This window comes from Niveibacterium sp. (assembly GCF_041909475.1).
GTDB lineage: Bacteria > Pseudomonadota > Gammaproteobacteria > Burkholderiales > Rhodocyclaceae > Niveibacterium.
In genome coordinates, this window is sequence record NZ_JAYRDJ010000001.1 from 366,752 (window position 1) to 392,859 (window position 26,108).

A 26,108-nucleotide genomic window follows, 5' to 3' on the forward strand; every position below is an offset into this window, starting at 1 on the left:
CACCGTGTTACGTCGTCTGACGATCCGAGACTTTGTCCTGGTCGATCAACTCGACCTCGAATTCGCGCCCGGTTTCGGTGTGCTGACGGGCGAGACCGGGGCCGGCAAGTCGATCCTGCTTGATGCCTTGTCGTTGCTGCTGGGTGACCGTGCGGACAGCGCCATGGTGCGTGCCGGCTGCGAGCGCGCGGAAATTTCCGGCGTGTTCGATTGCGAGGGGGAAGGCCCGGTCGCCGCATGGCTGGCTGCCAACGACCTTGAGGCTGACGTCGAAGTTCTGATTCGCCGCGTGGTCGATGCCGGCGGGCGCTCACGCTGCTATGTGAACGGGTCCCCGGTTACCGCAGCGCAGCTGAAATCGCTCGGCGAGCTGCTGGCTGATATTCACGGCCAGCATGCACACCACGCTTTGTTGCGCGGGGATGCACAGCGCGATCTGCTTGATACCCATGCAGGTGCCACTACGTTGGCGAAAGAGGTAGGGTTGGCTTGGCGTGCCTGGCAGGCCGCCCTGCGCGCGCTCGAAACTGCTGAAGCCGAGGGCGAGGCAAGCGCTCGCGAACGCGAGATGCTGGAGTGGCAGTTGAGCGAGGCGCGCACGCTCGCCTTTGCGCCAGCAGAGTGGCAGCAGACCAACGCAGACCATCAGCGCTTGTCGCACGCCGCAGGCCTGATTGAAGGCGCGGGGGCGGCGCTGGATGCGCTTGATGAGGCTGAGCCTGCGATTGCAACCGAAGTTGAACGTCTGGCCGTGCGGATGACTGAGCTGGCGCGCTTCGATGCGCAGCTGGCTCCGGTTTGCGAGTTGCTGGATGGTGCGGGCATCGCTCTTGGCGAGGCGGTCGCCGAACTACGTCGTTACCGTGATCGGATGGAGCTCGACCCTGAAGCGCTTGCTGAATGTGAGCGGAGGATTGGCGCCGTCACGCAGTTTGCGCGCAAGTACCGCGTCGCCCCCGAGGCGATTCCTGAGCTGGAGGCGGCGTGGAGTGAGCGACTTGCGTTGATTGAGCGTGCAAGCGATCTCGATGCGCTTACGTCGGCAGAGGCGGATGCGCGATCGGCATATCAGAAGTACGCGGCTGAGCTGAGTGAGCGCAGGCGTACGGCGGCCCAGGCGCTCGGGGCGCGCGTCACCGAAGCCATGCAGGATCTGGCAATGGCGGGTGGCCGGTTTGAGATCCGCCTTGTCGAAGTCCCGCAGGGTGGCGCGCATGGACGGGAAGCGGTTGAGTTCCTTGTCGCCGCCAATCCACACCAGGAGCCTCGACCGCTCGCCAAGGTCGCATCCGGCGGCGAGCTTTCGCGGATTGGCCTTGCGATCCAGGTGATCGCGAGCGAAGCGCAGGCGGTACCGACGCTTGTATTTGACGAAGTGGACGTCGGTATCGGTGGGCGTGTTGCCGAGGTGGTCGGCCGGCGCCTGGCTGAGCTTGGTCGGCGCTGCCAGGTGCTGTGCGTGACCCATCTGCCGCAGGTGGCCGCGCGAGCAGACTGGCAATGGCAGATTTCCAAGGAATCGCGCGACGGAGCAACCTATTCGCATGTGCAAGTGCTGGATGCAGCGGCACGCATAGACGAAATTGCCCGCATGCTCGGTGGCGAGCGCATCACCGACACGACTCGAAACCATGCAGCAGAAATGCTGGGGTTGGAAGCTGCGGCGGGGTGAGATCAGGAAGCTTTGTCTGGGCTGAAAAACGGCGCCGTGAGGCGCCGCTCTTTTTACTCGCTCGCGTTGAGCGGGAACGCGGGTGGCATGTTCCGCTTGTGCGGGCAGTCGTCCTTGAGGCAGTCGACATACAGGTGCAAGGCATGCTCGCGCACCTTGAAGCCGCGCTCACTCGCGATGCGATTCTGCTTCTCTTCAATGTCGGCATCGTAGAACTCTTCGACGCGACCGCATTGCATGCACACGAGGTGATCGTGATGCTGGCCGTGGTTCAGCTCGAAGACCGCCTTCGCCGACTCGAAGTGATGGCGTTCCAGCAGCCCCGCTTGTTCGAACTGCGTAAGCACGCGATACACCGTCGCCAGCCCTATATCCATGTTTTCGGCCATCAGCATGCGATAAACGTCCTCAGCCGTGAGGTGACGCTGATCGGTGCGCTGAAAGAGTTCTAGGATCTTGAGCCGGGGTAGGGTGGCTTTGAGACCCATGCTCTTGAGGCTTTGGGAATTGGTCATGGAGGCTTGGCACGGGGGTCGGTTCAGACCCTTATGATATAGTCTGACGCTCCATTTGAAAACGCGACTCGCTCCGTCGAATCCATGCCGCGCTTGAGTTTTCGCCCTGCAGTACTGCTTTCCCTTTTCTGCCTGATCCCTTTGACGAGCGGTTGTGATTGGCTGCGCCCTTACCGGGTTGACGTCCGCCAGGGCATGTCGATTACTGGTGAAATGGTTGGCCGTCTTAAGACCGGCATGACGCCGGAGCAGGTGCGCTTCATCCTTGGTACCCCGCTGCTGAACGATCCGTTTCACGCAGACCGCTGGGACTACCCTTACGAATTTCGCGCTGGCCGTAGTTCAACGGTGGATCGGAAAGTCTTCTCGGTGTTCTTCGTCGAGGGCAAGCTTGCGCGTTGGGAAGGTGACATTCAGCCCGCTCCGCCCAACGACGACGGTCAGAACCGTCTGATCGAAATCGAACCGCGCAAGAAGTAAGCCTATCGCCCCATCCGAATTCAGTAACGACCTGTCTTTGAAGGATTGAGCATGACCGTCAACGTCGCGATCGCCGGTGCGTCCGGGCGCATGGGCCGGATGCTGATTGAAGCCACGTTGCGCGATCCTGTGTGTTCGCTGGCGGCGGCGCTTGATTTGCCTGACAGCCCGTTTCTCGGGCGTGACGCGGGCGAACTCGTTGGTATCGGTCAGTCGGTTGCCATCAGCGCCGATGTGGCAGCGGCCTTCGAAGTGGCCGACTGTTTGATCGATTTCACGCGTCCTGAGGGCACGCTGCGGCACCTTGAGGCCGCGCGCGTTGCCGGCAAGGCCATGATTATTGGCACCACCGGCTTCGATGCTGCCGGCAAGGAGGCGATTGCCCGCGCGGCGGAGACGATTCCCGTGGTCTTCGCGCCGAACATGGCCGTGGGTGTCAACGCCGTGTTCCGTGTGCTGGACGTCGCTGCGCGCATCCTTGCGAGCGGTTACGACATCGAGATCATCGAAGCTCATCACCGGCACAAGATCGACGCGCCTTCCGGCACCGCGCTGCGTATGGGTGAAGTGGTAGCCAATGCAGTCGGGCGCGATCTTGAATCCTGTGCTGTGTACGGTCGCGAAGGAGTCACCGGTGAGCGCCCAGCGCAGCAGATCGGTTTCGCAACCGTTCGCGGCGGCGACATCGTGGGTGATCACACGGTGCTCTTCGCTGGGTTGGGGGAGCGCGTCGAGATCACGCACAAGGCCTCCAGTCGCATGCCGTACGCCTTGGGTGCACTGCGTGCTGCAGCCTTCCTCAAGGGGCGTTCGGCCGGTCTTTACGACATGCAGGATGTGCTCGGCCTGAAGTAATGCGTTTTGCCAACAGCTTGACCAAAGCTGTTGGCGATCTGACGGACGCTTCGGGTACGCTGTGCGGGTCATGCGATCCCTCTGGCCCTAGTCATTCTTCCGGTACGACCGAATGCAAGCCGCACAATCTGGCGATGATCGTGATTCAAACCCAGTAGAGCTTTCGGCCAGCGAATTGCTGGCCGATCAACTTAAGCGGGCGTTCGGAGTCGATTCACCTGCCGGTCTGCTGTCAGCCATCTCACGGCAGGTGGTGCGACCAGATCAGTTGGCTGTTGCTCTGGTCGATCTGCTCTCGATGGTTGGCGGGGCTTATCGCCACTACGAACAGCGCCTTGCGTCGCCAGTTCTTCCTTCGACGGATTCCGATTCGACCCTGAGGGCCGAAAACGCGCGCTTGCGGTCTCAGTGCGATGCGCAGCAGGCGGTGCTCGACGAGCTGCGCGATGCCCTGCATGAGCTTGGCGATGAGCGTGGCGTTGCCGCGCTGGAGCGCCTGGCTGCGGATGAACTCGCACAGTCCCTTTCGGCTGTCGTCAGCGAACGCCGCGAAAGCTCCTTGCTGCAGGGGGTGAGCGAAGAGCGTTTGAAGCTCGCGCTCGACAGTTCAGAAGACGGGATCTGGGACTGGGATGTCGGCACCGGCGTCGTGCACTTCAGCGTGCGCTGGGCGTCGATGCTCGGGCTCTCGCTCGACGAGGTGCCGCCCACGGTCGAGGGCTGGCAAGCGCTGGTCCACCCCGACGACCTGCCGCAGGTGCAAGCGCGGCTGGACGACAACGTCAGCGGCCTTGCCACCGACTACGATTGTGAATTCCGCATGCGCACGCAGCGCGGTGAGTGGAAGTGGATCCTCGCGCGCGGCAAGGTCGTCAAGCGTGATGCGCAGGGCCGTGCATTGCGGCTGGTCGGTACGCATCGCGATATCACCGAACGCAAGCGATTTGAGCTGGAGCTGCTGAACGCTAAAGAGGCGGCGGAGGCGGCTAACCGCGCGAAGAGCGACTTTCTGGCCAACATGAGCCACGAAATCCGCACGCCGATGAACGGCATCATCGGCATGACCGAGCTCGCGCTCGATACCGATCTGGATGATGAACAGCGCGGCTACCTTGAGACGGTCAAGTCTTCGGGCGAGGCGCTGCTGACGATCATTAACGACATCCTCGATTTCTCGAAGATCGAGGCGGGTCGAATGGATCTCGAACTGATCGACTACGCGCTGTTCAACACCGTGGCGGATTCGATCAAGGCGCTTGCGTTGCGTGCGCACCAGAAGGGCCTAGAACTCATCGCGAATATCGATGACAACGTGCCGGTCAGGCTCAAGGGCGATCCGGGGCGTGTGCGGCAGGTGCTGCTGAATCTGATGGGCAATGCGGTCAAGTTCACCGAGCGCGGTGAAGTTGAGGTGGGTGTACGCGTGCTTGAGCGTGACGGTGCATTCGCTCTGATCGAGTTCTCGGTGCGGGATACCGGCATCGGCATCCCTGCCGACAAGCACGGTGCAATCTTCGACGTCTTCTCGCAGGCTGACACCTCGACGACGCGCCGTTTTGGTGGCACCGGGCTCGGCCTGGCGATCTGCCGGCGCTTGGTCGAACTGATGGACGGGCGGATCTGGGTTGAAAGCGTTCCCGATCAAGGGAGTTGCTTCCGATTCACGCTGCGCGCCGAAGTGCTGGAAGACCCTGCGCCGCTCTCGTGCCGTGCCGAGTTTGCCGGTCGTCGCGCCTTGCTCGCGCTCGAGAACCGCACTTTGGCGCAGCGCATTCATGGCTGGCTCGGGGCCGCCGGATTGCCGGTGACCTGGGTTGATTCGGTTGAGTCCGCAGAGACTGCGCTCAAGGCGGCGGCAGATGCGGGCGGGTACTACGACCTGTTGCTGGTGGATGTCGGCCTCGCCGACCCCGGCGGGTTTGCCTTGCCCTCTCGCTTCTTCGATCTTGGCGCTTCTTGCGAACGGATCGTGATGCTGCTCAACACCCCAAATCAGCGCGAGGACGCCGACCGCTGTCGCCGGCTTGGTACGCGAGCGCATCTGGTCAAACCGTTTTCGCGTCGCGATCTGGTGGATGCGGCCTTGCTCGCATTTGGCGTGGATGCGGGTAGCGGATTCTCGCTCGCCGAGTTTGATCTCGTTGCTGCGAGAGCCGCCACCGAGGCGACTGCCGAGCCGCTAGATGTATTGCTGGTGGAGGACAACCCTGTTAACCAAGCCGTAGCGCAGAAGGTGCTTGAGCGCGCCGGGCACCGCGTGGTGCTGGCGAACAATGGCGCAGAGGCGGTGGAGTACTTCGATCGCGGCGGTCAATTCGACGTGATCCTGATGGATGTCCAGATGCCGGTGATGGGCGGGATCGAGGCAACCCGCGCGATCCGCGCGCGCGAAGCACGCCGCAGCTGGGCTGGTACCGGCCTGCTCGAATCGATCCCGATCATCGCGATGACCGCACACGCAATGCCGGCGGACCGCAACCGCTGCCTTGAAGCGGGCATGGATGACTATGTCGTCAAGCCGCTCAAGCCGGCGGAGTTGTTCGCCGCGATCAAGCGTGTCGTGCGTCAGGAGGCGGTGAGCGACGAGTACTATGACGGATCACGCACCGAGATCGAGGGGGATCCTTTCGTGACCAGTGGCGATGTCGCCGACCTTGATCAGACCCGCGATACGCTCGATGGCGATGAATCTGCCGTGCAGATGCTGATTGGCGTTTTTCTGCAGGACTATGGCCGTTCGCGCGCCGAGTTGTTGGGAGCGGCGGAGCGCTCGGACTGGGAGGCTTTGTCTCGCGGCGCGCATTCGCTCAAGGCGTCTGCAGGCATTTTTGGCGCAGCGGCAGCGGCTGACTGTGCCTTGAAGCTTGAGATTGCGGCGCGTAACACGAAGGGGCCTGAGGCGCTGGCCAGGCTGGCGGACCTGATCCCGGAACTGGATCGTCTGGCTAATTATCTGCGTCGTCAGCAGGCAAAATGATCTGATCTGGATTAGGGCGTGCAGGCGGGATTTGCCGTAAGCCGCGGTAATTGCTACAATTTCGTGATCTTGAAAGCGGGATGCGCCGTGTGGCGAATCCCGTTTTTCATGTCCGGCGCCGGTTCCGGCGTCCGCTCAGAATTCCGGAATTTAGCGATAGTTTCAGGGAGTCCGCTGTGACAGCATTTCCCCCAGCCTTGCTCGCGCTCGCCGATGGTACGGTGTTTCACGGCAAGGGGATCGGCGCCGCCGGCAAGTCCGTCGGTGAAGTGGTTTTTAATACCGCCATCACGGGGTATCAGGAAATCCTGACCGACCCTTCCTACACCCGCCAGATCGTGACTTTGACGCACCCGCATATCGGCAACACGGGTGCCAACAGTGAGGACTGCGAAGCGGGCCGCACCTATGCAGCCGGCCTGGTGGTGCGTGATCTGCCCTTACGTGTCTCCAGCTTCCGCGCCGAGCGCTCGCTCGACGTGTACCTCAAGGACGAAGGCGTTGTCGCTATCGCCGGCATCGATACCCGCAAGCTCACGCGAATCCTGCGCGAGAAGGGGGCTCAGTCGGGCTGCATCGTGACCGCTGCGGCCGGCGAGACGATCGACGTTGATGCGGCGATCGCGGCAGCGCGCGGTTTCGCAGGCCTTGCTGGCATGGACCTCGCCCAAGTCGTGACGACCGACAAGTCTTACGCTTGGACGAGTGGCGAGTGGCGCCTTGGCGAAGGTTTCCGCGAACAGTCTGCGGCGCGTTTCCATGTCGTTGCCTACGACTTCGGTGTCAAGCGCAACATCCTGCACATGCTGGCGGAACGCGGGTGCAAGCTGACCGTGGTGCCGGCCAAGACCCCGGCTGCCGAAGTACTGGCGCTCAATCCCGACGGCGTGTTTCTGTCCAACGGCCCGGGCGATCCGGAGCCCTGCGACTACGCGATCGCTGCGATCCGCGAATTCCTCGACCGCAAGATCCCGACCTTCGGCATCTGCCTCGGCCATCAGCTGATGGCGCTGGCCGCTGGTGCGAAGACCATGAAGATGAAGTTCGGCCATCATGGCGCGAACCATCCGGTCAAGGATCTGGATTCAGGCCGCGTGCTGATCACCAGCCAGAACCACGGTTTCGCAGCGGACCCGGCAAGTTTGCCGGCCAACGTCAAGGTGACCCACGTGTCGCTGTTCGACGGCAGCCTTCAAGGCATGGCCTGGACCGACCGCCCGGCGCTGTGCTTCCAGGGGCACCCGGAAGCGAGCCCCGGCCCGCATGACGTGGCCTACCTGTTCGACCGTTTCGTTGGCTTCCTCGAGCAAGCCAAGAAGTGATTATCCCGGCGCGCCGCCCTGAGCTGCGCGCCTCGCCCCGGTGGTGAAGAGACATGCCCAAGCGTACAGACATCCAGAGCATCCTGATGATCGGCGCTGGTCCGATCGTGATCGGCCAGGCCTGCGAATTCGACTATTCCGGCGCGCAAGCCTGTAAGGCGCTGCGTGACGAGGGTTACCGCGTCATCTTGGTTAACTCCAACCCAGCGACGATCATGACTGACCCGGAGATGGCCGATGTGACCTACATTGAGCCGATCACCTGGCAGGTGCTCGAGCGCATCATCGAAAAGGAGCGCCCCGACGCGGTGCTGCCGACGATGGGTGGCCAGACGGCGCTGAATTGCGCGCTGGATCTGTGGCACAACGGCGTGCTCGACAAGTACAAGGTCGAAATGATCGGCGCCAAGCCGGACGCGATCGACAAGGCCGAGGACCGCCAGAAGTTCAAGGAAGCAATGACCAAGATCGGGCTGGAGTCCGCCCGTTCTGGCGTTGCTCACTCGATGGAGGAGGCGTTGGCCGTGCAGGCCAAGGTCGGCTTCCCGGCGATCATTCGTCCGTCCTTCACGATGGGCGGCACGGGCGGTGGTATCGCCTACAACATCGAGGAGTTCGTCGAGATCTGCACCCGCGGCCTCGATCTCTCGCCGACCCGCGAGTTGCTGATCGAAGAATCGCTGCTTGGCTGGAAGGAATACGAGATGGAGGTCGTGCGCGACAAGCACGACAACTGCATCATCGTCTGCTCGATCGAGAACCTCGATCCCATGGGTGTGCACACCGGTGACTCGATCACGATCGCACCGGCGCAAACGCTGACCGATCGCGAGTACCAGATCATGCGTAATGCGTCGATCGCGGTGCTGCGCGAGATCGGTGTGGATACCGGTGGCTCGAACGTGCAGTTCTCGGTCAACCCGAAGGATGGCCGCCTTATCGTCATCGAGATGAACCCGCGCGTGTCGCGCTCGTCCGCGCTGGCCTCGAAGGCCACCGGCTTCCCGATCGCCAAGATCGCCGCGAAGCTGGCCGTCGGTTTCACGCTGGACGAACTCAAGAACGACATTACCGGCGGCGCCACCCCGGCCTCGTTTGAGCCGTCGATCGACTACATCGTCACCAAGATCCCGCGCTTCGCGTTCGAGAAGTTCCCCGCCGCGAATGACCGCCTGACGACGCAGATGAAGTCGGTGGGCGAGGTGATGGCGATGGGCCGCACCTTCCAGGAGTCTTTCCAGAAGGCGCTGCGTGGTCTGGAGACTGGAGCCTACGGGCTCGACGAGGTCGAATGCGATCGCGAGGAACTTGAGAGCGAGCTGGCGAACCCGGGTGCGCAGCGCATCTGGTACGTCGGCCAGGCCTTCCGTGAAGGCATGTCGCTGGATCAGGTTCATGCACTGACCAAGATCGACCCGTGGTTCCTGGCCCAGATCGAAGACATCGTGCTGACCGAGAAGTCACTCGTCGGCCGTTCGCTCAAGGCGCTCCAGGCGCCGGAACTGCGCGATCTGAAGCGCAAGGGCTTCTCCGATCGTCGTCTGTCCAAGCTGCTCGGTACGGACGAAACCAGCGTTCGCCTGCAGCGTCACACGCTGGGCGTGCGGCCGGTCTTCAAGCGCGTCGATACCTGTGCGGCCGAGTTCGCAACGGACACCGCCTACATGTACTCGGCGTATGAGGATGAGTGCGAGGCGCAGCCGAGCGATCGCAAGAAGATCATGGTGCTGGGTGGTGGGCCGAACCGGATCGGGCAGGGCATCGAGTTCGACTACTGCTGCGTCCATGCTGCCCTCGCGCTGCGCGAAGATGGCTACGAGACCATCATGGTCAACTGCAACCCGGAAACGGTCTCGACCGACTACGACACCTCCGACCGCTTGTACTTCGAACCGCTGACGCTGGAAGACATCCTCGAGATCGTCGCGGTCGAAAAGCCGGTTGGCGTGATCGTGCAGTTCGGTGGCCAGACGCCGCTCAAGCGGGCGCGTGAGCTCGAAGCCAACGGCGTGCCGATCATCGGCACCACCCCAGACATGATCGATGCAGCCGAAGATCGCGAACGCTTCCAGAAGCTGCTGAACGACCTCGGCCTCAAGCAGCCGCCCAACCGTACGGCGCGCGCGCCGGAAGAAGCGGTGCGTCTGGCCGCCGAAATCGGTTATCCGTTGGTGGTTCGCCCGTCTTATGTGCTGGGTGGCCGCGCGATGGAAATCGTGCACGAACAGAAAGACCTCGAACGCTACATGCGCGAGGCGGTGAAGGTTTCGAATGATTCGCCGGTGCTGCTCGATCGCTTCCTCAACGATGCCACCGAAGTCGACGTCGATGCGCTATCCGACGGCAAGCAAGTCATCATCGGCGGCATCATGGAGCACATCGAGCAGGCCGGCGTCCACTCCGGCGACTCGGCTTGCTCGCTGCCGCCCTACACGCTGTCCAAGGCGCTGCAGGACGAGCTGCGCCGCCAGACCGAGCTGATGGCACGTGGTCTCAACGTTTGTGGTCTGATGAACGTGCAGTTCGCGATCCAGGGCAAGGGCGATGCCGCCGTGGTGTATGTGCTCGAAGTCAATCCGCGCGCATCCCGCACGGTTCCGTTTGTCTCGAAGGCCTGTTCGCTCCCGCTCGCCAAGGTGGCGGCGCGTTGCATGGCGGGTCGTTCGCTGGTCGACCAAGGTGTCACCGGCGAAATCATTCCGCCGTATTTCTCCGTCAAGGAGGCCGTCTTCCCGTTTGCCAAGTTCCCGGGCGTGGATACGATCCTCGGGCCGGAAATGAAGTCGACCGGCGAAGTCATGGGCGTCGGTCGTACCTTCGCGGAAGCCTTCGTGAAGAGTCAGCTGGCTGCCGGCGTGCGTCTGCCCACCGGCGGTACCGCCTTCATCAGCGTCAAGATGGCGGACCGCCCGAAGGCGATCGAAGTGGCGCGCGAGCTCGTGGAGTTGGGCTTCAAGCTCGTTGCGACGCGCGGCACCTCTGCGGCGATCGAAGCTGCCGGCATCCCTGTGACACCGGTGAATAAGGTGACCGAAGGCCGCCCGCACATCGTTGACATGATCAAGAACAACGAGATCAGCCTCATCATCAACACCGTCGAAGAGAAGCGGCAGGCGATCGCGGATTCGCGTTCGATCCGCACCAGCGCGCTGGCCGCCAAGGTCACGATCCAGACGACCATCGAAGGCGCACGTGCAGCCTGCCTCGGTATTCGCCATCTGTCCGAACTGACGCCCTACGCGCTGCAGGCTCTGCACGCTGAACTGGCTTGACTGGCTAAGTAAATGAACAAGGTTCCATTGACCATTAACGGCGCGGAGATGCTCCGCGCCGAGTTGCAGCGTTTGAAGACGGTGGATCGTCCGGCCGTGATCGAGGCGATTGCCGAAGCGCGTTCCCATGGCGATCTCTCCGAAAACGCCGAATACGATGCCGCCAAGGAGCGCCAGGGCTTCATCGAAGGCCGCATCAAGGAAGTCGAAGGCAAGCTGTCTTCGGCGCAGATCATCGATCCGAAGCTGCTTGATGCGGATGGGCGCTGCGTGTTCGGCGCGACCGTCGATCTGGAGGATCTTGAGTCGGGTGATTCAGTGACTTACCAGATCGTCGGCGAGGACGAAGCCGATCTCAAGTGCGGCAAGATTTCGGTGTCGTCGCCGATTGCGCGTGCGCTGATCGGCAAGTACGCCGGCGACGTCGCAGAGGTTCAGGCTCCGGGTGGTGTGCGTGAGTACGAGATTCTCGAAGTCAAGTACATCTGATCCATGAATCAGATCGCGCGACCGCTTTACTTTCTCGCTTTGACACTGTGGGTCGGAGCGCTGTGGACGATTGGCGGCATCGTTGCGCCAACCCTGTTCTCGGCGCTGCAGGATCGCAGTGTGGCCGGCGCGGTCGCTGGCCGCTTGTTCAACATCGTCGCTTGGTTGGGCGTCGGCAGCGCCTGTTTCCTGATCGTCTTTCAGATCATCGACGCCGGGGGGCAGGCGTTCAAGCGTGCTTCTCTTTGGGTGATCGTGTTGATGTTGCTGCTTACGCTGGCCAGCCTGTTCGGCATTCAACCTTTGCTGGCGCAGCTCAAGGCAGAGGCAATGCCGCGAGAGGTGATGGAGAGCCTGGTGCGCGACCGCTTTGCCGCATGGCACGGTGTTTCCAGCATCCTTTACCTGATCCAATGTGCGCTCGGCGGTGCCTTGGTGGTGCTTGAGACCGTAAGCGGGCGTCGCTGAGGCGCGGAGCCTCAGCGAATTGCAGATGCTCAGCGTCCGCCGCCGGGTTTGCGGCCACCGCTTCGGGGGGCTGCAGCGCCGCGAGGTCCGGCAATGTTGCGCGCGATGGTGCCGCTCTTGAGCCGGGTCGCCGGGCGTGCGAGGCTGCGCGCGTCACCACGCGCCCCAGCGCGAGGCGTTGCGCGGGGGCTGATCGCTGGTGCCTTGGTCGCAGTTTTCGCCTTCTCGGCCAGTTCCGGCGATGGTCTGTAGACAACCAGCAGCTTGCCGATCATCTGTACTGCGGCACAGCCGAGTTCGCTGCAGATGGTGTCCATGTACTGCTGGCGCTCCTCGCGGTCATCGCCGTAAACGCGAATCTTGATTAGCTCGTGTGCGGTCAGCGAACGGTCGATTTCCTTAAGCACCGTGGGCGCGAGGCCTTTTTCGGCAATACTTACGACCGGGTCAAGCCCGTGCGCCTTGGCGCGAAGCTCGCGACGCTGTGCTGCGGTGAGTGTGTTCATGTGGAATTTCTTGTGCAAACTTGCATTTTAGTGCGATGAAGCGGACCAAGACCAGCAAACAATGGATGCAGGAGCATGTCAACGACCCTTGGGTGCAGCGCGCCAAGGCCGAAGGCTTCCGCTCCCGGGCGGCGTTCAAGCTGACCGAGATCGACCAGAAAGACCGCTTGCTCTCTCGCGGACAGGTCGTCGTTGAACTCGGCGCCGCGCCCGGTAGCTGGACGCAGGTTGTTGCGCGCAAGGTATTGCCGGGTGGTGCCGTGATCGCGCTTGACCTTCTGGACCTTGAACCGATCAATGGTGTGGACTTCATTCAGGGCGACTTCACCGAGGAGGCGATACTGGATGAACTCGTTCGTCGCCTTGATGGTCGGAGCGTGGACCTTGTGCTTTCCGACATGGCCCCCAATATCTCGGGTATTGCAACGATCGACCAGGGACGTTCTGTTTATCTCTGCGAGCTGGCGCTGGATTTCGCTGAACGCCACCTGGTGGCGGGCGGCAACATGTTGGTCAAGGTTTTTCAGGGCTCTGGCTTCGACGAGTACCGCAAGGCGATGGGATGTGTGTTTTCGCAAGTGCAGGTCCGCAAGCCCGCCGCGTCGCGTGATCGCAGTTCGGAAGTGTATTTGCTGGGTCTGACCAAGCGTTCCTGATTGCACGATCTGGCATGGGCGGCGTTGGCGTCGATTGTTGAACGGTCATAGAATGGTTTGGTCTACTGTGGGGAGCGGCCCCGTTCGGGCCTGAGAAGGAAGCGACTTGAACAATCTTTTCAAGAATCTAGCGATCTGGTTGGTCATCGGCATCGTGCTGATGACTGTGTTCAACCAGTTCAACAGCCGGCAGACCGCGCAAAGCCAGATGGAGTACTCCCAGTTCATGGAGGAGGCCAAGTCAGGGCGTATCGCGAAGGTCACCATTGAAGGCCGCACGCTGCGCGCGACGACCCAGGACAACAAGCAGATCACCGTATTCACGCCGGGTACCCAAGACCTCTGGATGGTCAGCGATCTGATGCGTTATGGCGTGAAGATCACTGCCAAGCCTGAAGAAGAGCAATCGCTGCTGATGAGCATCTTCGTCTCCTGGTTCCCGATGTTGCTTCTGATTGGTGTGTGGATTTTCTTCATGCGTCAGATGCAGGGCGGTGGTCGTGGCGGTGCGTTCTCGTTCGGCAAGAGCCGGGCGCGAATGCTAGACGAATCCACCAATTCGATTACGTTTGCGGATGTGGCCGGTTGCGACGAGGCGAAAGAGGAGGTGGCTGAACTGGTCGACTTCCTGCGTGATCCCTCGAAGTTCCAGAAGCTGGGCGGCCGTATTCCCAAAGGCGTCCTCATGGTGGGCTCGCCCGGTACCGGCAAGACGCTGCTCGCCAAGGCAATCGCTGGTGAGGCGAAGGTTCCGTTCTTCTCGATTTCGGGCTCCGACTTCGTCGAAATGTTCGTCGGTGTAGGCGCCGCTCGTGTTCGCGACATGTTCGAGAACGCGAAGAAGCAAGCGCCTTGCATTGTCTTCATCGACGAAATTGACGCTGTCGGCCGTCAACGAGGTGCCGGTCTCGGTGGTGGCAACGATGAGCGCGAGCAGACCTTGAACCAACTGCTCGTCGAGATGGATGGTTTCGAAGGCCAGACCGGCGTGATTGTGATCGCTGCGACGAACCGCCCTGATGTGCTGGACCCGGCCCTCCTGCGCCCAGGCCGTTTCGACCGTCAGGTGGTCGTGCCGCTGCCGGACATCCGCGGCCGCGAGCAGATCCTCAAGGTGCACATGCGCAAGGTGCCGGTGTCACCCGATGTCGATGCGAACATCCTTGCTCGCGGTACGCCGGGTATGTCCGGAGCGGATCTCGCGAATCTCGTGAACGAGGCTGCGTTGTTTGCCGCACGGGCGAACAAGCGTCTAGTCGACATGGACGATTTCGAGCGTGCCAAAGACAAGATTTTCATGGGCGCCGAGCGCAAATCCATGGTGATCCTGCCGGAAGAGAAGAAGAAGACGGCCTATCACGAGTCTGGTCACGCGATCATCGGGTCGGTGCTCCCGGGCTGCGATCCGGTGCACAAAGTAACGGTGATTCCTCGTGGACGTGCTTTGGGCGTGACTTGGTCGCTGCCTGAGATGGATCGTTTCAGCCTCTACCAAGACCAGATGCTGGCGCAGATCTGCATGCTGTTTGGTGGCCGCGTGGCTGAGGAGATTTTTGTCGGTAACGTGTCTACGGGCGCGTCGAATGACTTCGAGCGCGCAACCAGCATTGCCCGCGACATGGTTACCCGCTACGGTATGTCGGAAGCGCTCGGTCCGATGGTATATGCCGAGAATGAGGGAGAGGTATTTCTGGGCCGCTCAATCACGACCCACAAGAACCTGTCGGAAGCCACGCTGCAGAAGGTGGATACGGAAATCCGGCGGATCGTCGACGAGCAATATGCCCTCGCGCGGAAAATCCTTGAAGACAACCGTGATAAGGTCGAGGCGATGACTGCGGCGCTTCTCGAGTGGGAGACGATTGATGCCGATCAGATCGCCGATATCATGGCTGGCCGTCCGCCTCGCCCGCCTCATGCGAGCGGACAGCCGAAGTCATCGGTTTCAGATGGGCCGGCAGATCCCACGCCCAGCGCGACGGCGCCCGCCTGATGTAAATGCATCGATCCAAGGCCGGCTAAGCCGGCCTTTTCTTTTCTTATGACTTCAATCTGTTTAGGCGACTATCGTTTGCCGGCCGGGCGCCCTCTGGTCATGGCAATCATCAACACAACGCCCGATTCGTTCAGTGGTGATGGACTTGCCGGGCAACTTGACGCGGTCATCGATAGGGCCAAACGAGCGATCGATGCCGGTGCCGACCTGCTCGACATCGGCGGTGAGTCGTCTCGTCCCGGTTCCTCGGGGGTCTCGGTGGAAGAGGAACTCCGCCGAGTTGTACCGGCGGTTGAGGCATTGGCGGCGTTGGGCTGTCCGATCTCGGTGGATACTGTCAAGCCGCAGGTTATGCAGGCTGCGATCAGCGCCGGCGCATCCATGATCAACGACATCAACGCATTCCGAGAGCCCGGGGCGGTCGACGTGGTTGCGGACTCCAATTGCGCGGTATGTGTCATGCACATGCAAGGGGTGCCACGAAGTATGCAGGTCTCGCCCAGCTATGCGAACGTGGTTGCCGAGGTGAGCGCATTCTTGCAGGCCCGTCTTGAGGTGCTTGAGCGCGCCGGCATTGATCGAAATCGCATGTTGGTCGATCCCGGGTTTGGATTTGGCAAGACGCTGGATCACAATCGAGAACTTTTCCGGGCGCTACCGGTATTTGGGAAATTGGCGCCGGTTCTGGTCGGGGTGTCGCGAAAAACGATGCTTGGACAGATGACCGGTCTGTCAGTTGATCGGCGGATGGCGCCCAGTGTTGTCGCCGCCATCGCGGCAGCTGCTCGTGGTGCCGCAATTCTGCGCGTACATGATGTCGTTGAAACCGTTGCTGGTCTGAAGGTTTGGCGCGAACTCGGGATAGGCGACACGCTTTAGCACGCGTAGCAATCCCCACTTACAACAAATTCGGAGACAACAATGGCACGAAAGTATTTCGGGACGGATGGGGTTCGCGGGCGTGTGGGAAATTCGCCGATCACGCCGGACTTTGTCATGCGCTTGGGATACGCGGCCGGCCGTACATTGTGTGCGGAACAGCAGGGAACTCGCGGACATGAGCGCCCGACGGTCCTGATAGGCAAAGACACTCGCGTGTCAGGCTACATGCTTGAAGCGGCGCTTGAGGCTGGCTTTGCTGCTGCCGGCGTTGATGTAGTACTTGCGGGGCCGATTCCAACGCCAGCCGTGGCCTACCTGACGCGGGCGCTTCGGCTCGATGCGGGCGTTGTGATCTCCGCCTCCCATAACCCGTACTACGACAACGGTATTAAATTCTTCTCCGCACGAGGTGCCAAGCTCCCTGATGCGACAGAGACCGCGATCGAAGAGCGGTTGGATCAGCCGATTGGTTGCTCTGACTCCTCGGCGATGGGGCGTGCTCGGCGTATTGACGACGCAGCGGGTCGCTATATTGAGTTCTGCAAGAGCACGTTTCCGAACGACCTGGATCTGCGAGGCTTGAAGATTGCAGTGGACTGCGCGAACGGCGCTGCTTACCACATCGCGCCGAGGGTGTTTCACGAGTTGGGCGCGGAAGTGGTCGCGATTGGGAAAGAGCCGAACGGCTTCAACATCAACGACCAGGTCGGTGCTACCGTGCCTGAGGCGATTCGAGCCTTCACACTTGCGCAGGGCGCCGACATCGGCATATCACTTGATGGTGACGGCGACCGGCTGATGATGGTCGATCGCAACGGCCGCATTTACGACGGCGACATGCTGATCTACGTGATCGCCAGAAGGCAGAAGGCGCTGAATCGCCTTCCTGGCGTCGTTGGTACGTTGATGAGCAATCTTGGTTTTCAGCGTGCAATCGAAGCGCTTGGGGTGGAGTTTGTTCGGGCGAAAGTCGGGGATCGCTACGTGCTTGAATTGCTCGAACAGCGCGGCTGGAAGTTGGGTGGAGAAAATTCTGGCCACATTATTTGTCTTGATCGCCATTCCACCGGGGATGGAATCATTGCCGCCTTGCAGGTATTGGCGGCATTGCGCGACGCCAATGAATCGCTCGCCGATGCTTGCCAAGCGCTCACTTTCTTTCCCCAACGCCTAGTGAATGTGCGCACCGTCGGCGGTTTTGACTGGAAGTCCGACCGAAGCATTCAGGATGCAGTCGTGTCGGCCGAAGCAGTGCTCGGACAACGTGGCCGTGTGCTGCTGCGCACATCGGGGACCGAGCCGCTTTTGCGGGTCATGGTCGAGGGCGAAGATGCCGCTCAGGTTGATGAAGTCGTGCAACAGCTGGCGGCCACGGTACGTCAGGCCTTGGAATGAGCGTTGAGTGCGGCGAGCGATTGGGGGCTGCCACCAGCTGGCCGTCTCACTTGTGGGCGCAGCCGCGCTCGACTAAAATGCTAGGTTTTGTAGTATTTAAACTGGGGTAGCGCGTGAGCGGCATTTTCTTTGGCCTTGTCCTGACGGTTCATGTCTTGGTGGGCGTTGCGGTAATCGGCTTGGTGTTGGTTCAGCACGGCAAGGGTGCTGACATGGGTGCCTCGTTCGGTGGCGGCGCATCTGGTAGCCTCTTCGGTGCTTCGGGGTCGGCTAACTTTCTTAGTCGAACGACTGCGGTTTTGGCTACTGTCTTCTTCGTTACGAGCCTTGCCTTGACGTACTTGGCGAGCCACCGAGCAGGTCCGGCGAAGAGTGTCATGGAAGGTGCGCCTGTTGTTCAATCTCAGCCGGCTGCGCCGGCCAAGACGGATAGCGCCCCGGGCGCCGCTCAAGAGATTCCGAAGTAAAGAAATTCTTGGCAAGGCGGTATTGTTTATATATAATTCTTTTCTGTTGTAAGCGTGCCGACGTGGTGAAATTGGTAGACACGCCATCTTGAGGGGGTGGTGGCGCAAGCCGTGTGAGTTCGAGTCTCACCGTCGGCACCAATAATTCGAAACGCCCGCGTAAGCGGGCGTTTTTCCATCTGATGCAATTCCCGACTCTACGATCATGCTCGAGAACTATTTCCCGGTATTGATTTTCATCCTTGTCGGTATTGCGGTAGGCGGCGTCATGCTGCTCGCTGGGCGCGTTCTTGGGCGCCACAATCCCGAGCCCGAAAAGCTATCTCCGTATGAGTGCGGTTTCGAGGCGTTCGAGGATGCGCGCATCAAGTTCGATGTGCGCTATTACCTGATTGCAATTCTTTTCATCCTCTTTGATATCGAGGTTGCCTTTCTGATTCCTTGGGCGTCAATTCTCAAGGAAATTGCTGGCAACGAGTCGATTCGTCTATTTGGCTTCTTCGAGATGCTCGTTTTCTTGGGTGTCCTGATTGTGGGCTATATCTACGTGCGCAAGCGCGGCGCGCTGGACTGGGAATAACCGTACGTTTCGCTGTGATGCGGGGCGTTGGGGGACGCAATGAGTGTTGAGGGTGTATTCCGTGAGGGTTTTGTCACGACGACTCTGGATAGCGTTCTGAATTGGACGCGAACGGGTTCGTTGTGGCCGATGACTTTCGGCTTGGCTTGCTGTGCGGTTGAAATGATCCACGCGGGTTGTTCCCGTTACGACTTGGATCGTTTTGGAGTTGTTTTTCGGCCAAGCCCTCGCCAGTCCGATGTCATGATCGTGGCTGGTACGCTATGCAATAAGATGGCTCCGGCTCTTCGCAAGGTCTATGACCAGATGGCTGAGCCGCGCTGGGTAATCTCAATGGGTTCCTGTGCGAACGGCGGCGGTTACTATCACTACTCCTATTCGGTTGTCCGTGGATGTGATCGTATTGTTCCAGTAGACGTCTACGTGCCTGGTTGTCCGCCGACGGCGGAGGCGCTGCTGTATGGAATCATCCAGCTGCAGAACAAGATCAAGAGAACCAACACGATCGCTCGATAAGGCAAAGAGCCCTCATGAGTGCAAAGCTCGAAAAACTGCAGGATTCGCTGCGTGCTGTCCTTGGGGCGCAGATCCAGACGCTCGTCTGTGAGCGCGGCGAGGTGACGATCGAGGTTGCCGCCAAAGACTACTTGGCCGTGGCGTTTACGTTGCGGGACACCCCCGATCTCGGATTTGAGCAGCTGATTGATTTGTGCGGTGTCGATTACGCTACGCATTCGACGCGCGCGTCCTCCGTTGCTCGGTTTGCCAGCGTTGCTCATTTGCTGTCCGTGCGTAACAACTGGCGCCTGCGTTTGCGAGTGTTCGCCGAGTCGGCGGAGTTTCCGGTGGTTGCCTCGGTGGTAGGTGTGTGGCCAAGCGCCAACTGGTTCGAGCGTGAAGCGTTCGATCTTTTTGGTCTGATGTTTGATGGTCATCCGGACCTGCGCCGCATCCTGACCGACTATGGATTTGTCGGGCACCCGTTCCGAAAGGATTTCCCGATTTCAGGCTTCGTGGAAATGCGTTACGACGCCGAACAAGGGCGTGTGGTCTATCAGCCGGTGACGATTGAGCCGCGCGAAGTGACGCCACGAATCGTTCGTGAAGAAAACTACGGGCAGGTTGGGCATGGCTGAAATCCGCAATTACACAATCAATTTCGGGCCGCAGCACCCCGCCGCTCACGGCGTTTTGCGCCTTGTGCTTGAACTGGATGGCGAGGTTGTTGAGCGCGCCGATCCGCATATCGGTTTGTTGCATCGCGGCACTGAAAAGCTCGCCGAGACCCGCACTTGGATTCAGTCCGTTCCGTACATGGATCGACTGGATTATGTTTCGATGATGTGCAATGAGCACGCCTATTGCATGTCGATCGAGCGGTTGCTTGGTTTGGAAGTTCCGTTGCGCGCGCAGTATATCCGTGTGATGTTTGATGAAATCACACGTATTTTGAACCACCTTCTGAATATCGGCACCCACGCGCTGGATATCGGCGCGATGACGATGGTTCTCTATACGTTCCGTGAGCGTGAAGATCTGATGGACGCGTACGAGGCTGTTTCGGGCGCGCGGATGCATGCGGCTTACTATCGGCCAGGTGGAGTCTATCGAGACTTGCCGGATCAGATGCCGAAGTACGAGGTGTCGAAATACCGCAATGCTGCGACGGTTGCGCAGTTGAACGAGGCCCGTCAGGGCTCTTTGCTCGATTTCCTGGACGATTTCACGCGACGTTTTCCAGCATATATCGATGAGTATGAGACCTTACTGACCGATAACCGGATCTGGAAGCAGCGCACGGTTGGGATCGGCGTTGTTTCTCCAGAAGAGGCACTTGCCTACGGCTTCACCGGCGCGATGCTTCGCGGGTCTGGCGTGGAGTGGGATCTGCGCAAGAAGCAGCCTTATGAGGTTTACGACCGCGTTGATTTTGACGTGCCGGTTGGCGTAAACGGCGACTGCTACGACCGCTATCTCGTGCGAATGGAAGAGATGCGGCAGTCCAACCGAATCATTCGGCAGTGTATTGACTGGCTCCGCAGTAACCCCGGATCGGTTATCTGCGATAACCACAAGATTGCACCTCCCTCTCGTGCAGCGATGAAGGAGAACATGGAAGAGTTGATCCACCACTTCAAGCTCTTCACCGAAGGTATGCACGTTCCGGAAGGCGAGGCGTATGCGGCCGTGGAGCATCCCAAGGGTGAGTTTGGGGTGTATGCAATCTCGGACGGTGCAAACAAGCCGTATCGCGTGAAGCTTCGCGCTCCGGGGTTTGCGCATTTGGCCGCAATGGATGCTATTGCCCGTGGGCACATGATTGCGGACGTTGTCGCGATTATTGGCACGATGGATATCGTGTTTGGCGAGATCGACCGTTAACTGTAGTCCGACGTTCAGAAGAGAGATGAACGAGTCATGTTGAACTCGGAATCACTAGGCAAGATTGACCAGGAAGTTGCGAAATATCCCGCTGACCAGAAGCAGTCTGCGGTGATGGCGGCTTTGAGGATTGCTCAGCAGGAAAAAGGGTGGCTTGCCGCAGAAACGATCGAATTCGTGGCGAGTTATCTTGATATGCCTGCAATGGCGGCGTACGAGGTTGCCAGTTTCTACAACATGTACGACCTCCAGCCGGTCGGCAAGTTCAAGCTCACGGTTTGTACCAATTTGCCATGTGCGCTGTCGGGCGGTGCGGATGCTGGGGAATATCTCAAGCATAAGCTTGGGATTGAATTCAATCAGACAACCCCGGATGGTCAATTCACCCTGAAAGAGGGTGAATGCATGGGGGCTTGTGGCGACGCACCTGTTTTGCTTGTGAATAACCATCGGATGTGCTGCCGTATGACGGAGACGCAGATGGACCAACTCATCAGCGAGCTGCGCAAATGAGCGAAAAAGCGTTCCTTCTTGCCGGTCTCGACGGTGACAATACGTGGAGCCTTGCTGATTACGTCAAGCGCGGCGGCTACTCTGCGCTGAAAAAGATCATCGGTGAGGGCATTACGCCAGATGTTGTCATCGCGGAAGTAAAGAAGTCTGCACTCCGTGGCCGAGGCGGAGCTGGTTTTCCAACCGGCCTGAAATGGAGTTTCATGCCGCGCCAGTTTCCTGGTGCGAAGTATGTTTGTTGCAATTCGGATGAGGGTGAGCCCGGTACCTTCAAGGACCGTGATCTTCTTCGCTATAACCCGCACATGGTCATTGAGGGAATGATCATTGCCGGTTTCGCAATGGGTTGCGAGCGCGGATATAACTACATCCACGGTGAGATCTTTGAAGTCTACGAGCGTTTCGAGGCTGCACTGGCCGAAGCTCGGAAGGCTGGTTTTCTTGGCCAGAACATTCTCGGGTCGTCTTTCTCTTTTGACTTGTTTGCGCACCATGGTTATGGCGCGTACATCTGTGGGGAAGAAACCGCGCTGCTGGAGTCGATCGAAGGAAAGAAGGGGCAACCGCGATTCAAACCCCCGTTTCCTGCGAGTTTCGGTCTTTACGGCAAACCGACCACGATCAACAACACCGAGACGTTTGCGTCGATTCCCTACATCATCAATAACGGCGGCGACGCGTTCTTGGGCTTAGGAAAACCGAACAATGGCGGCACGAAGTTGTTTTCGGTCTCCGGGCATGTCAATCGGCCCGGAAATTATGAGGTACCGCTAGGTACGCCATTTTCAGAATTGCTTGAGATGGCCGGCGGCATGCGAGGCGGGCGTCGTCTGAAGGCGGTCATTCCGGGCGGGTCTTCGGCTCCCGTACTGCCTGCGTCGATCATGATGGACGCCACGATGGACTATGACTGTATTGCCAAGGCCGGCTCGATGCTGGGTTCTGGCGCGGTCATCGTCATGGACGAGAGCACATGCATGGTCAAGGCGCTGGAGCGGCTGTCTTATTTTTATCACGAAGAATCGTGCGGTCAGTGCACGCCGTGCCGGGAAGGCACCGGGTGGCTTTATCGGGTCGTCCACCGAATTGAGAACGGTCAGGGCCGACAAGAAGACATCGATTTGCTCGACAGCGTATCCGACAACATCATGGGTCGGACAATTTGCGCGCTCGGTGATGCTGCCGCTATGCCGGTCAAGAGTTTCATCAAGCATTTCCGTAGCGAGTTCCAGTACCACGTTGACAACAAGCACTGTCTGGTGCCGGTTGAGCTTCAGCGTGAAGGCAGCAAGATCTACGTAGGCTGAACATGCTAGAGATCGAAATCGACGGCAAAAAGGTTGAAGTGCCTGATGGCAGCACCGTAATGGATGCAGCCAACAAGGTTGGTACTTACATTCCCCATTTTTGTTATCACAAGAAACTGTCGATTGCGGCCAATTGCCGCATGTGCCTGGTTGACGTTGAGAAAGCGCCGAAGCCGCTTCCTGCTTGTGCGACGCCAGTGACGAACGGTATGAAGGTCACCACTCACTCTGAAAAGGCTGTTAAGGCCCAGAAGGGGGTGATGGAGTTCCTGCTGATCAATCACCCATTGGATTGTCCAATTTGTGATCAAGGCGGCGAGTGCCAGCTGCAAGATCTTGCTGTCGGATATGGCGGCAACGCCTCTCGATATCAGGAAGAGAAGCGCGTCGTTGTAAACAAGAACCTCGGTCCGCTGATTTCAACGGACATGACGCGTTGCATTCACTGCACGCGTTGTGTGCGTTTTGGTCAGGAGATTGCCGGGATCATGGAGCTCGGTGTCGCAAATCGCGGCGAGCGTTCCGAGATCATGGCGTTCGTGGACCGTACGGTCGATTCGGAGCTTTCAGGCAATTCGATTGATCTCTGCCCGGTGGGCGCATTGACGTCGAAGCCATTCCGTTTTGCGGCGCGGACGTGGGAAATGTCGCGTCGTCGTTCAGTGAGCCCGCACGATTCGCTGGGTTCGAACTTGGTAGTACAGGTCAAGCACGATCGGGTTATGCGTGTTCTGCCGCTCGAAAACGAGTCGATCAATGAATGCTGGCTATCAGACAAAGATCGGTTCTCGTACGAGGCGCTGAGTTCTGACGATCGCTTGACCAAGCCGATGGTCAAGCAGGGCGGGAAGTGGATTGAGATATCTTGGCAAGACGCTCTGGATTATGCGGCGAAGGCTGTGAAGGGCGTGGTTGCCGACCATGGGGTATCGGCGTTTGGCGCGTTTGTATCGCCCCATGCGACGCTGGAAGAAATGTTCCTGACGCAGCGGCTGGTTCGTGGCGTGGGATCTGACAGGATTGACTTCCGTCTTCGCCAGTCCGACTTTTCCGCCGACGGGGTGCGCGGCGGCACGCCTTGGCTTGGCATGTCGATCCGAGACGTCGCGGATTTGGATAGCGTGCTTGTGGTGGGTAGCGCACTTCGCAAAGATCACCCGTTGCTAGCTCAGCGACTGCGGCAGGCGGTTAAGCGCGGGGCAGCGGTATCGGTGATTGCCTCGGCGATCGATGATCCGCTCTTGAAGCTCGCGAACGCGGTCAAGGTTACTCCGCGTGAGATCGTGGCTGCGCTCGCCAATGTGGCGGCTGCGATCGCGCAGAAAATGGGAATTCCGCTGTCGGCGGCCGTCGAGTCATTTGTTGATTCGCGTGTCGATTGTGATGCCGTTGCTGTCGCTGAAAGCCTGTGTGGGGGCGAGCGTAAGGCGTTGTTCTTGGGCAATGCCGTCTCGCAAAACGCGGCTTTCGGGCTCATTTGGGCAATCGCAGACGAGATCAGCCGCTTGTCCGGTGCCAAGCTTGGCTTCTTCGGTGAGGCGGCAAATACCGTAGGCGGTTATTACGCGCACGCAGTCAGCCGCGCACACAATGCTGCGTCGATGCTCGCGGATCCGCTTAAGGCGGCGATTTTGGTTGGTGTTGAACCAGAGCTTGATTTTGCAGATGGCGCGTTGGCGAAGTCTGCACTGAAGAGCGCAGAGACCGTTATCGCGCTGACTGCTTTCCGATCGGCGGTGGAAGAGGTCGCAGATCTCATGCTGCCGATTGCACCGTTCTCTGAAACGGCTGGTACTTTCGCTAACTGCGAGGGTGTTGTGCAGAGTTTCAATGCAGTCGTGAAACCGCTTGCTGACGCTCGTCCGGGTTGGAAGGTCCTCCGTGTTTTGGGCGGATTGCTTGATCTCGACGGGTTTGACTATGAGAGCTCAGAGGCGGTTCGCGACGAAGCTTTGCGCAACACGGAGCCTCTCTCTAACGCTTTGACCGGAGTCCCAGTTGCGAATTCGATAGCTGTGTCAGGTCTCCAGCGGGTCTCGGATGTTCCAATATATTCGACTGATGTGCTTGTCCGGCGGGCCCCGTCCTTGCAGCGTACGCGTGATGCTTCAGCGCCAGCTGCGCGTATGTCGGCCGAAACGCTGGCGAAGCTCGGCCTTGTTGCGGGCGATGCGGTGAAGGTGTCGTCGTCCTCTGGTTCGGTTGTGCTTAATGCGCAGTGCGATGATGCTGTCGCCGACGGCTGCGTGCGGGTTGCCGCTGGCCGATCTGAAACTGTGGCGCTGGGCCCGATGTTTGGCGAACTTACTGTGGAGCGTGCCTGATGGAAGCGCTACTGCAACCCTTTGCCGCACTGTTTGGCCCGCTCTGGCCTGTTGTCTGGACGTTGGTCAAGATCGTCGCGATCGTTCTGCCGCTGATCCTCAGCGTCGCCTACCTCACTTTCGCTGAGCGGAAGATCATTGGATACATGCAGGTTCGGATTGGTCCGAACCGCGTCGGTCCGAAAGGCTGGCTGCAGCCTATTGCAGATGCGCTGAAGCTGATGTTCAAGGAAATCATCGTCCCGAGCAGTGCGAGTAGAGCACTGTTTGTGATCGGTCCGATGATGGTCATGGCGCCGGCCCTCGCTGCGTGGGCTGTCGTTCCATTTGCTCCGAACCTTGTATTGGCGAATATTGACGCTGGGATGCTTTATCTCATGTCAATCACATCGGTTGGGGTTTATGGCGTGATCATTGCGGGGTGGGCGTCCAACTCCAAGTACGCGTTCCTCGGCGGTATTCGCGCAACCGCTCAGATGGTTTCCTACGAGTTGGCGATGGGCTTCTCGCTCGTGGGCGTACTGATGGTTGCCGGTTCGCTAAATCTGTCGGATATCGTACTTGGGCAGGGTAAAGGTGTTTTCGCCAACTACGGCGTGGGCTTCTTGAGTTGGAACTGGTTGCCGCTCCTGCCGCTTTTCGTGGTCTATCTGATTTCGGGCATTGCGGAGACGAACCGCGCTCCGTTCGATGTTGTCGAGGGTGAATCCGAGATCGTTGCCGGGCACATGGTTGAGTACTCCGGCATGGCGTTTGCGTTGTTCTTCTTGGCTGAATACGCAAACATGATTTTGGTCTCCGCGCTGACGTCGGTGTTTTTCCTGGGTGGTTGGCTGTCCCCGGTGGGTTTCCTCCCCGATGGTTTTCCGTGGCTCGTGTTGAAGATCGGCTTCGTCCTCTTCTTGTTCCTCTGGTTCCGGGCTACCTTCCCGCGGTTTCGCTATGACCAGATTATGCGTCTTGGCTGGAAGGTCTTTATTCCGCTTACGCTCGTATGGATCCTCGTAGTTGGGATCTGGATGATGTCGCCTTGGTCGATCTGGAGGTAAT

The 26,108-nt window shown here is 59.6% G+C and carries 23 protein-coding genes and 1 tRNA gene; 22 read left to right on the plus strand and 2 right to left on the minus strand.

Annotated elements, in window-relative coordinates; genetic code table 11:
- The first annotated feature begins 4 nt into the window (after positions 1–4).
- Positions 5–1,672, plus strand: coding sequence for a DNA repair protein RecN (gene recN / locus ACE3P0_RS01680; protein ID WP_374399164.1), 1,668 nt, complete (start codon positions 5–7; stop codon positions 1,670–1,672).
- Positions 1,673–1,725: 53 nt separating this feature from the next.
- Here recN and fur read toward each other — a convergent pair whose 3' ends face one another.
- Positions 1,726–2,187: a ferric iron uptake transcriptional regulator gene (gene fur / locus ACE3P0_RS01685; RefSeq protein WP_374399166.1), complete on the minus strand. Its 462-nt coding sequence runs from the start codon at positions 2,185–2,187 to the stop codon at positions 1,726–1,728.
- Positions 2,188–2,382: 195 nt separating this feature from the next.
- Here fur and ACE3P0_RS01690 point away from each other — a divergent pair, with 195 nt between their 5' ends.
- The 7 genes from ACE3P0_RS01690 (at position 2,383) to ACE3P0_RS01720 (ending at position 12,050) form a co-directional block, all read left to right on the plus strand.
- Positions 2,383–2,667 carry an outer membrane protein assembly factor BamE gene (locus tag ACE3P0_RS01690; protein ID WP_374399168.1) on the plus strand — a complete coding sequence of 95 codons (285 nt, stop codon included), beginning with the start codon at positions 2,383–2,385 and terminating at the stop codon, positions 2,665–2,667.
- 51 nt (positions 2,668–2,718) lie between these two features.
- Positions 2,719–3,522 carry a 4-hydroxy-tetrahydrodipicolinate reductase gene (dapB, locus tag ACE3P0_RS01695; RefSeq protein ID WP_374399170.1) on the plus strand — a complete coding sequence of 268 codons (804 nt, stop codon included), beginning with the start codon at positions 2,719–2,721 and terminating at the stop codon, positions 3,520–3,522.
- Between the two features lie 268 nt (positions 3,523–3,790).
- Positions 3,791–6,499, plus strand: coding sequence for a response regulator (locus tag ACE3P0_RS01700; protein WP_374399172.1), 2,709 nt, complete (start codon positions 3,791–3,793; stop codon positions 6,497–6,499).
- A gap of 176 nt (positions 6,500–6,675) precedes the next feature.
- A complete protein-coding gene (gene carA / locus ACE3P0_RS01705) occupies positions 6,676–7,821 on the plus strand; it encodes a glutamine-hydrolyzing carbamoyl-phosphate synthase small subunit (RefSeq protein WP_374399174.1) in 1,146 nt (381 codons plus the stop codon).
- 53 nt (positions 7,822–7,874) lie between these two features.
- Positions 7,875–11,093, plus strand: a complete 3,219-nt coding sequence (carB, locus tag ACE3P0_RS01710; protein ID WP_374399176.1) for a carbamoyl-phosphate synthase large subunit — start codon at positions 7,875–7,877, stop codon at positions 11,091–11,093.
- 12 nt (positions 11,094–11,105) lie between these two features.
- Complete coding sequence (greA, locus tag ACE3P0_RS01715; RefSeq protein WP_374399178.1) at positions 11,106–11,582, plus strand: transcription elongation factor GreA; 477 nt, start codon at positions 11,106–11,108, stop codon at positions 11,580–11,582.
- Between the two features lie 3 nt (positions 11,583–11,585).
- Positions 11,586–12,050: a DUF4149 domain-containing protein gene (locus tag ACE3P0_RS01720; protein WP_374399180.1), complete on the plus strand. Its 465-nt coding sequence runs from the start codon at positions 11,586–11,588 to the stop codon at positions 12,048–12,050.
- A gap of 29 nt (positions 12,051–12,079) precedes the next feature.
- Here the strand turns inward: ACE3P0_RS01720 and ACE3P0_RS01725 are convergent, their stop codons facing one another.
- Entirely contained in the window at positions 12,080–12,556 is a 477-nt protein-coding gene (locus ACE3P0_RS01725) for a YhbY family RNA-binding protein (RefSeq protein WP_374399182.1), read from the minus strand.
- 35 nt (positions 12,557–12,591) lie between these two features.
- Here ACE3P0_RS01725 and ACE3P0_RS01730 point away from each other — a divergent pair, with 35 nt between their 5' ends.
- The 14 genes from ACE3P0_RS01730 to nuoH all read left to right on the plus strand — a co-directional run bounded on the left by ACE3P0_RS01730 (position 12,592) and on the right by nuoH (position 26,107).
- Positions 12,592–13,212, plus strand: a complete 621-nt coding sequence (locus tag ACE3P0_RS01730) for an RlmE family RNA methyltransferase (protein ID WP_374399184.1) — start codon at positions 12,592–12,594, stop codon at positions 13,210–13,212.
- 106 nt (positions 13,213–13,318) lie between these two features.
- A complete protein-coding gene (ftsH, locus tag ACE3P0_RS01735; RefSeq protein ID WP_374399186.1) occupies positions 13,319–15,205 on the plus strand; it encodes an ATP-dependent zinc metalloprotease FtsH in 1,887 nt (628 codons plus the stop codon).
- Between the two features lie 102 nt (positions 15,206–15,307).
- A complete protein-coding gene (gene folP, locus ACE3P0_RS01740; RefSeq protein ID WP_374399188.1) occupies positions 15,308–16,087 on the plus strand; it encodes a dihydropteroate synthase in 780 nt (259 codons plus the stop codon).
- A 42-nt stretch (positions 16,088–16,129) separates the two neighbouring features.
- Positions 16,130–17,485, plus strand: coding sequence for a phosphoglucosamine mutase (glmM, locus tag ACE3P0_RS01745; protein WP_374399190.1), 1,356 nt, complete (start codon positions 16,130–16,132; stop codon positions 17,483–17,485).
- Positions 17,486–17,598: 113 nt separating this feature from the next.
- The gene (gene secG, locus ACE3P0_RS01750; protein ID WP_374399192.1) at positions 17,599–17,952 is read left to right on the plus strand and encodes a preprotein translocase subunit SecG; all 354 of its coding nucleotides are present in this window, start codon (positions 17,599–17,601) and stop codon (positions 17,950–17,952) included.
- Positions 17,953–18,008: 56 nt separating this feature from the next.
- Positions 18,009–18,093, plus strand: a tRNA-Leu gene (locus ACE3P0_RS01755).
- 64 nt (positions 18,094–18,157) lie between these two features.
- On the plus strand, positions 18,158–18,532 hold the full coding sequence (ndhC, locus tag ACE3P0_RS01760; protein ID WP_374399194.1) for an NADH-quinone oxidoreductase subunit A: 375 nt from the start codon (positions 18,158–18,160) through the stop codon (positions 18,530–18,532).
- 39 nt (positions 18,533–18,571) lie between these two features.
- Complete coding sequence (locus tag ACE3P0_RS01765) at positions 18,572–19,048, plus strand: NADH-quinone oxidoreductase subunit B family protein (RefSeq protein WP_172199023.1); 477 nt, start codon at positions 18,572–18,574, stop codon at positions 19,046–19,048.
- A 14-nt stretch (positions 19,049–19,062) separates the two neighbouring features.
- On the plus strand, positions 19,063–19,668 hold the full coding sequence (locus ACE3P0_RS01770; protein ID WP_374399196.1) for an NADH-quinone oxidoreductase subunit C: 606 nt from the start codon (positions 19,063–19,065) through the stop codon (positions 19,666–19,668).
- Positions 19,661–20,914: an NADH-quinone oxidoreductase subunit D gene (locus ACE3P0_RS01775; RefSeq protein ID WP_374399198.1), complete on the plus strand. Its 1,254-nt coding sequence runs from the start codon at positions 19,661–19,663 to the stop codon at positions 20,912–20,914. Before ACE3P0_RS01770 ends, ACE3P0_RS01775 begins: the two co-directional genes overlap by 8 nt.
- A gap of 36 nt (positions 20,915–20,950) precedes the next feature.
- On the plus strand, positions 20,951–21,427 hold the full coding sequence (nuoE, locus tag ACE3P0_RS01780) for an NADH-quinone oxidoreductase subunit NuoE (RefSeq protein WP_374399200.1): 477 nt from the start codon (positions 20,951–20,953) through the stop codon (positions 21,425–21,427).
- Positions 21,424–22,734 (plus strand): NADH-quinone oxidoreductase subunit NuoF, encoded by a 1,311-nt coding sequence (nuoF, locus tag ACE3P0_RS01785; protein WP_374399202.1) that lies wholly within the window; start codon positions 21,424–21,426, stop codon positions 22,732–22,734. The genes nuoE and nuoF overlap by 4 nt, the downstream gene beginning before the upstream one ends.
- Positions 22,735–22,736: 2 nt before the next feature.
- Positions 22,737–25,058, plus strand: coding sequence for an NADH-quinone oxidoreductase subunit NuoG (gene nuoG, locus ACE3P0_RS01790; RefSeq protein ID WP_374399204.1), 2,322 nt, complete (start codon positions 22,737–22,739; stop codon positions 25,056–25,058).
- Complete coding sequence (gene nuoH, locus ACE3P0_RS01795; protein WP_374399205.1) at positions 25,058–26,107, plus strand: NADH-quinone oxidoreductase subunit NuoH; 1,050 nt, start codon at positions 25,058–25,060, stop codon at positions 26,105–26,107. Before nuoG ends, nuoH begins: the two co-directional genes overlap by 1 nt.
- The last annotated feature ends 1 nt before the right edge of the window (position 26,108 follow it).

Bases quoted from the DNA above. Each gene is read 5' to 3' on its own strand.
- fur (WP_374399166.1), bottom strand. From the start codon at position 2,187: ATGACCAATTCCCAAAGCCTCAAGAGCATGGGTCTCAAAGCCACCCTA.
- ACE3P0_RS01690 (WP_374399168.1), top strand. From the start codon at position 2,383: ATGTCGATTACTGGTGAAATGGTTGGCCGTCTTAAGACCGGCATGACG.
- dapB (WP_374399170.1), top strand. From the start codon at position 2,719: ATGACCGTCAACGTCGCGATCGCCGGTGCGTCCGGGCGCATGGGCCGG.
- carB (WP_374399176.1), top strand. From the start codon at position 7,875: ATGCCCAAGCGTACAGACATCCAGAGCATCCTGATGATCGGCGCTGGT.
- greA (WP_374399178.1), top strand. From the start codon at position 11,106: ATGAACAAGGTTCCATTGACCATTAACGGCGCGGAGATGCTCCGCGCC.
- ACE3P0_RS01720 (WP_374399180.1), top strand. From the start codon at position 11,586: ATGAATCAGATCGCGCGACCGCTTTACTTTCTCGCTTTGACACTGTGG.
- ACE3P0_RS01725 (WP_374399182.1), bottom strand. From the start codon at position 12,556: ATGAACACACTCACCGCAGCACAGCGTCGCGAGCTTCGCGCCAAGGCG.
- ACE3P0_RS01730 (WP_374399184.1), top strand. From the start codon at position 12,592: ATGAAGCGGACCAAGACCAGCAAACAATGGATGCAGGAGCATGTCAAC.
- folP (WP_374399188.1), top strand. From the start codon at position 15,308: ATGGCAATCATCAACACAACGCCCGATTCGTTCAGTGGTGATGGACTT.
- glmM (WP_374399190.1), top strand. From the start codon at position 16,130: ATGGCACGAAAGTATTTCGGGACGGATGGGGTTCGCGGGCGTGTGGGA.
- ndhC (WP_374399194.1), top strand. From the start codon at position 18,158: ATGCTCGAGAACTATTTCCCGGTATTGATTTTCATCCTTGTCGGTATT.
- ACE3P0_RS01765 (WP_172199023.1), top strand. From the start codon at position 18,572: ATGAGTGTTGAGGGTGTATTCCGTGAGGGTTTTGTCACGACGACTCTG.
- ACE3P0_RS01770 (WP_374399196.1), top strand. From the start codon at position 19,063: ATGAGTGCAAAGCTCGAAAAACTGCAGGATTCGCTGCGTGCTGTCCTT.
- ACE3P0_RS01775 (WP_374399198.1), top strand. From the start codon at position 19,661: ATGGCTGAAATCCGCAATTACACAATCAATTTCGGGCCGCAGCACCCC.
- nuoE (WP_374399200.1), top strand. From the start codon at position 20,951: ATGTTGAACTCGGAATCACTAGGCAAGATTGACCAGGAAGTTGCGAAA.
- nuoF (WP_374399202.1), top strand. From the start codon at position 21,424: ATGAGCGAAAAAGCGTTCCTTCTTGCCGGTCTCGACGGTGACAATACG.
- nuoG (WP_374399204.1), top strand. From the start codon at position 22,737: ATGCTAGAGATCGAAATCGACGGCAAAAAGGTTGAAGTGCCTGATGGC.
- nuoH (WP_374399205.1), top strand. From the start codon at position 25,058: ATGGAAGCGCTACTGCAACCCTTTGCCGCACTGTTTGGCCCGCTCTGG.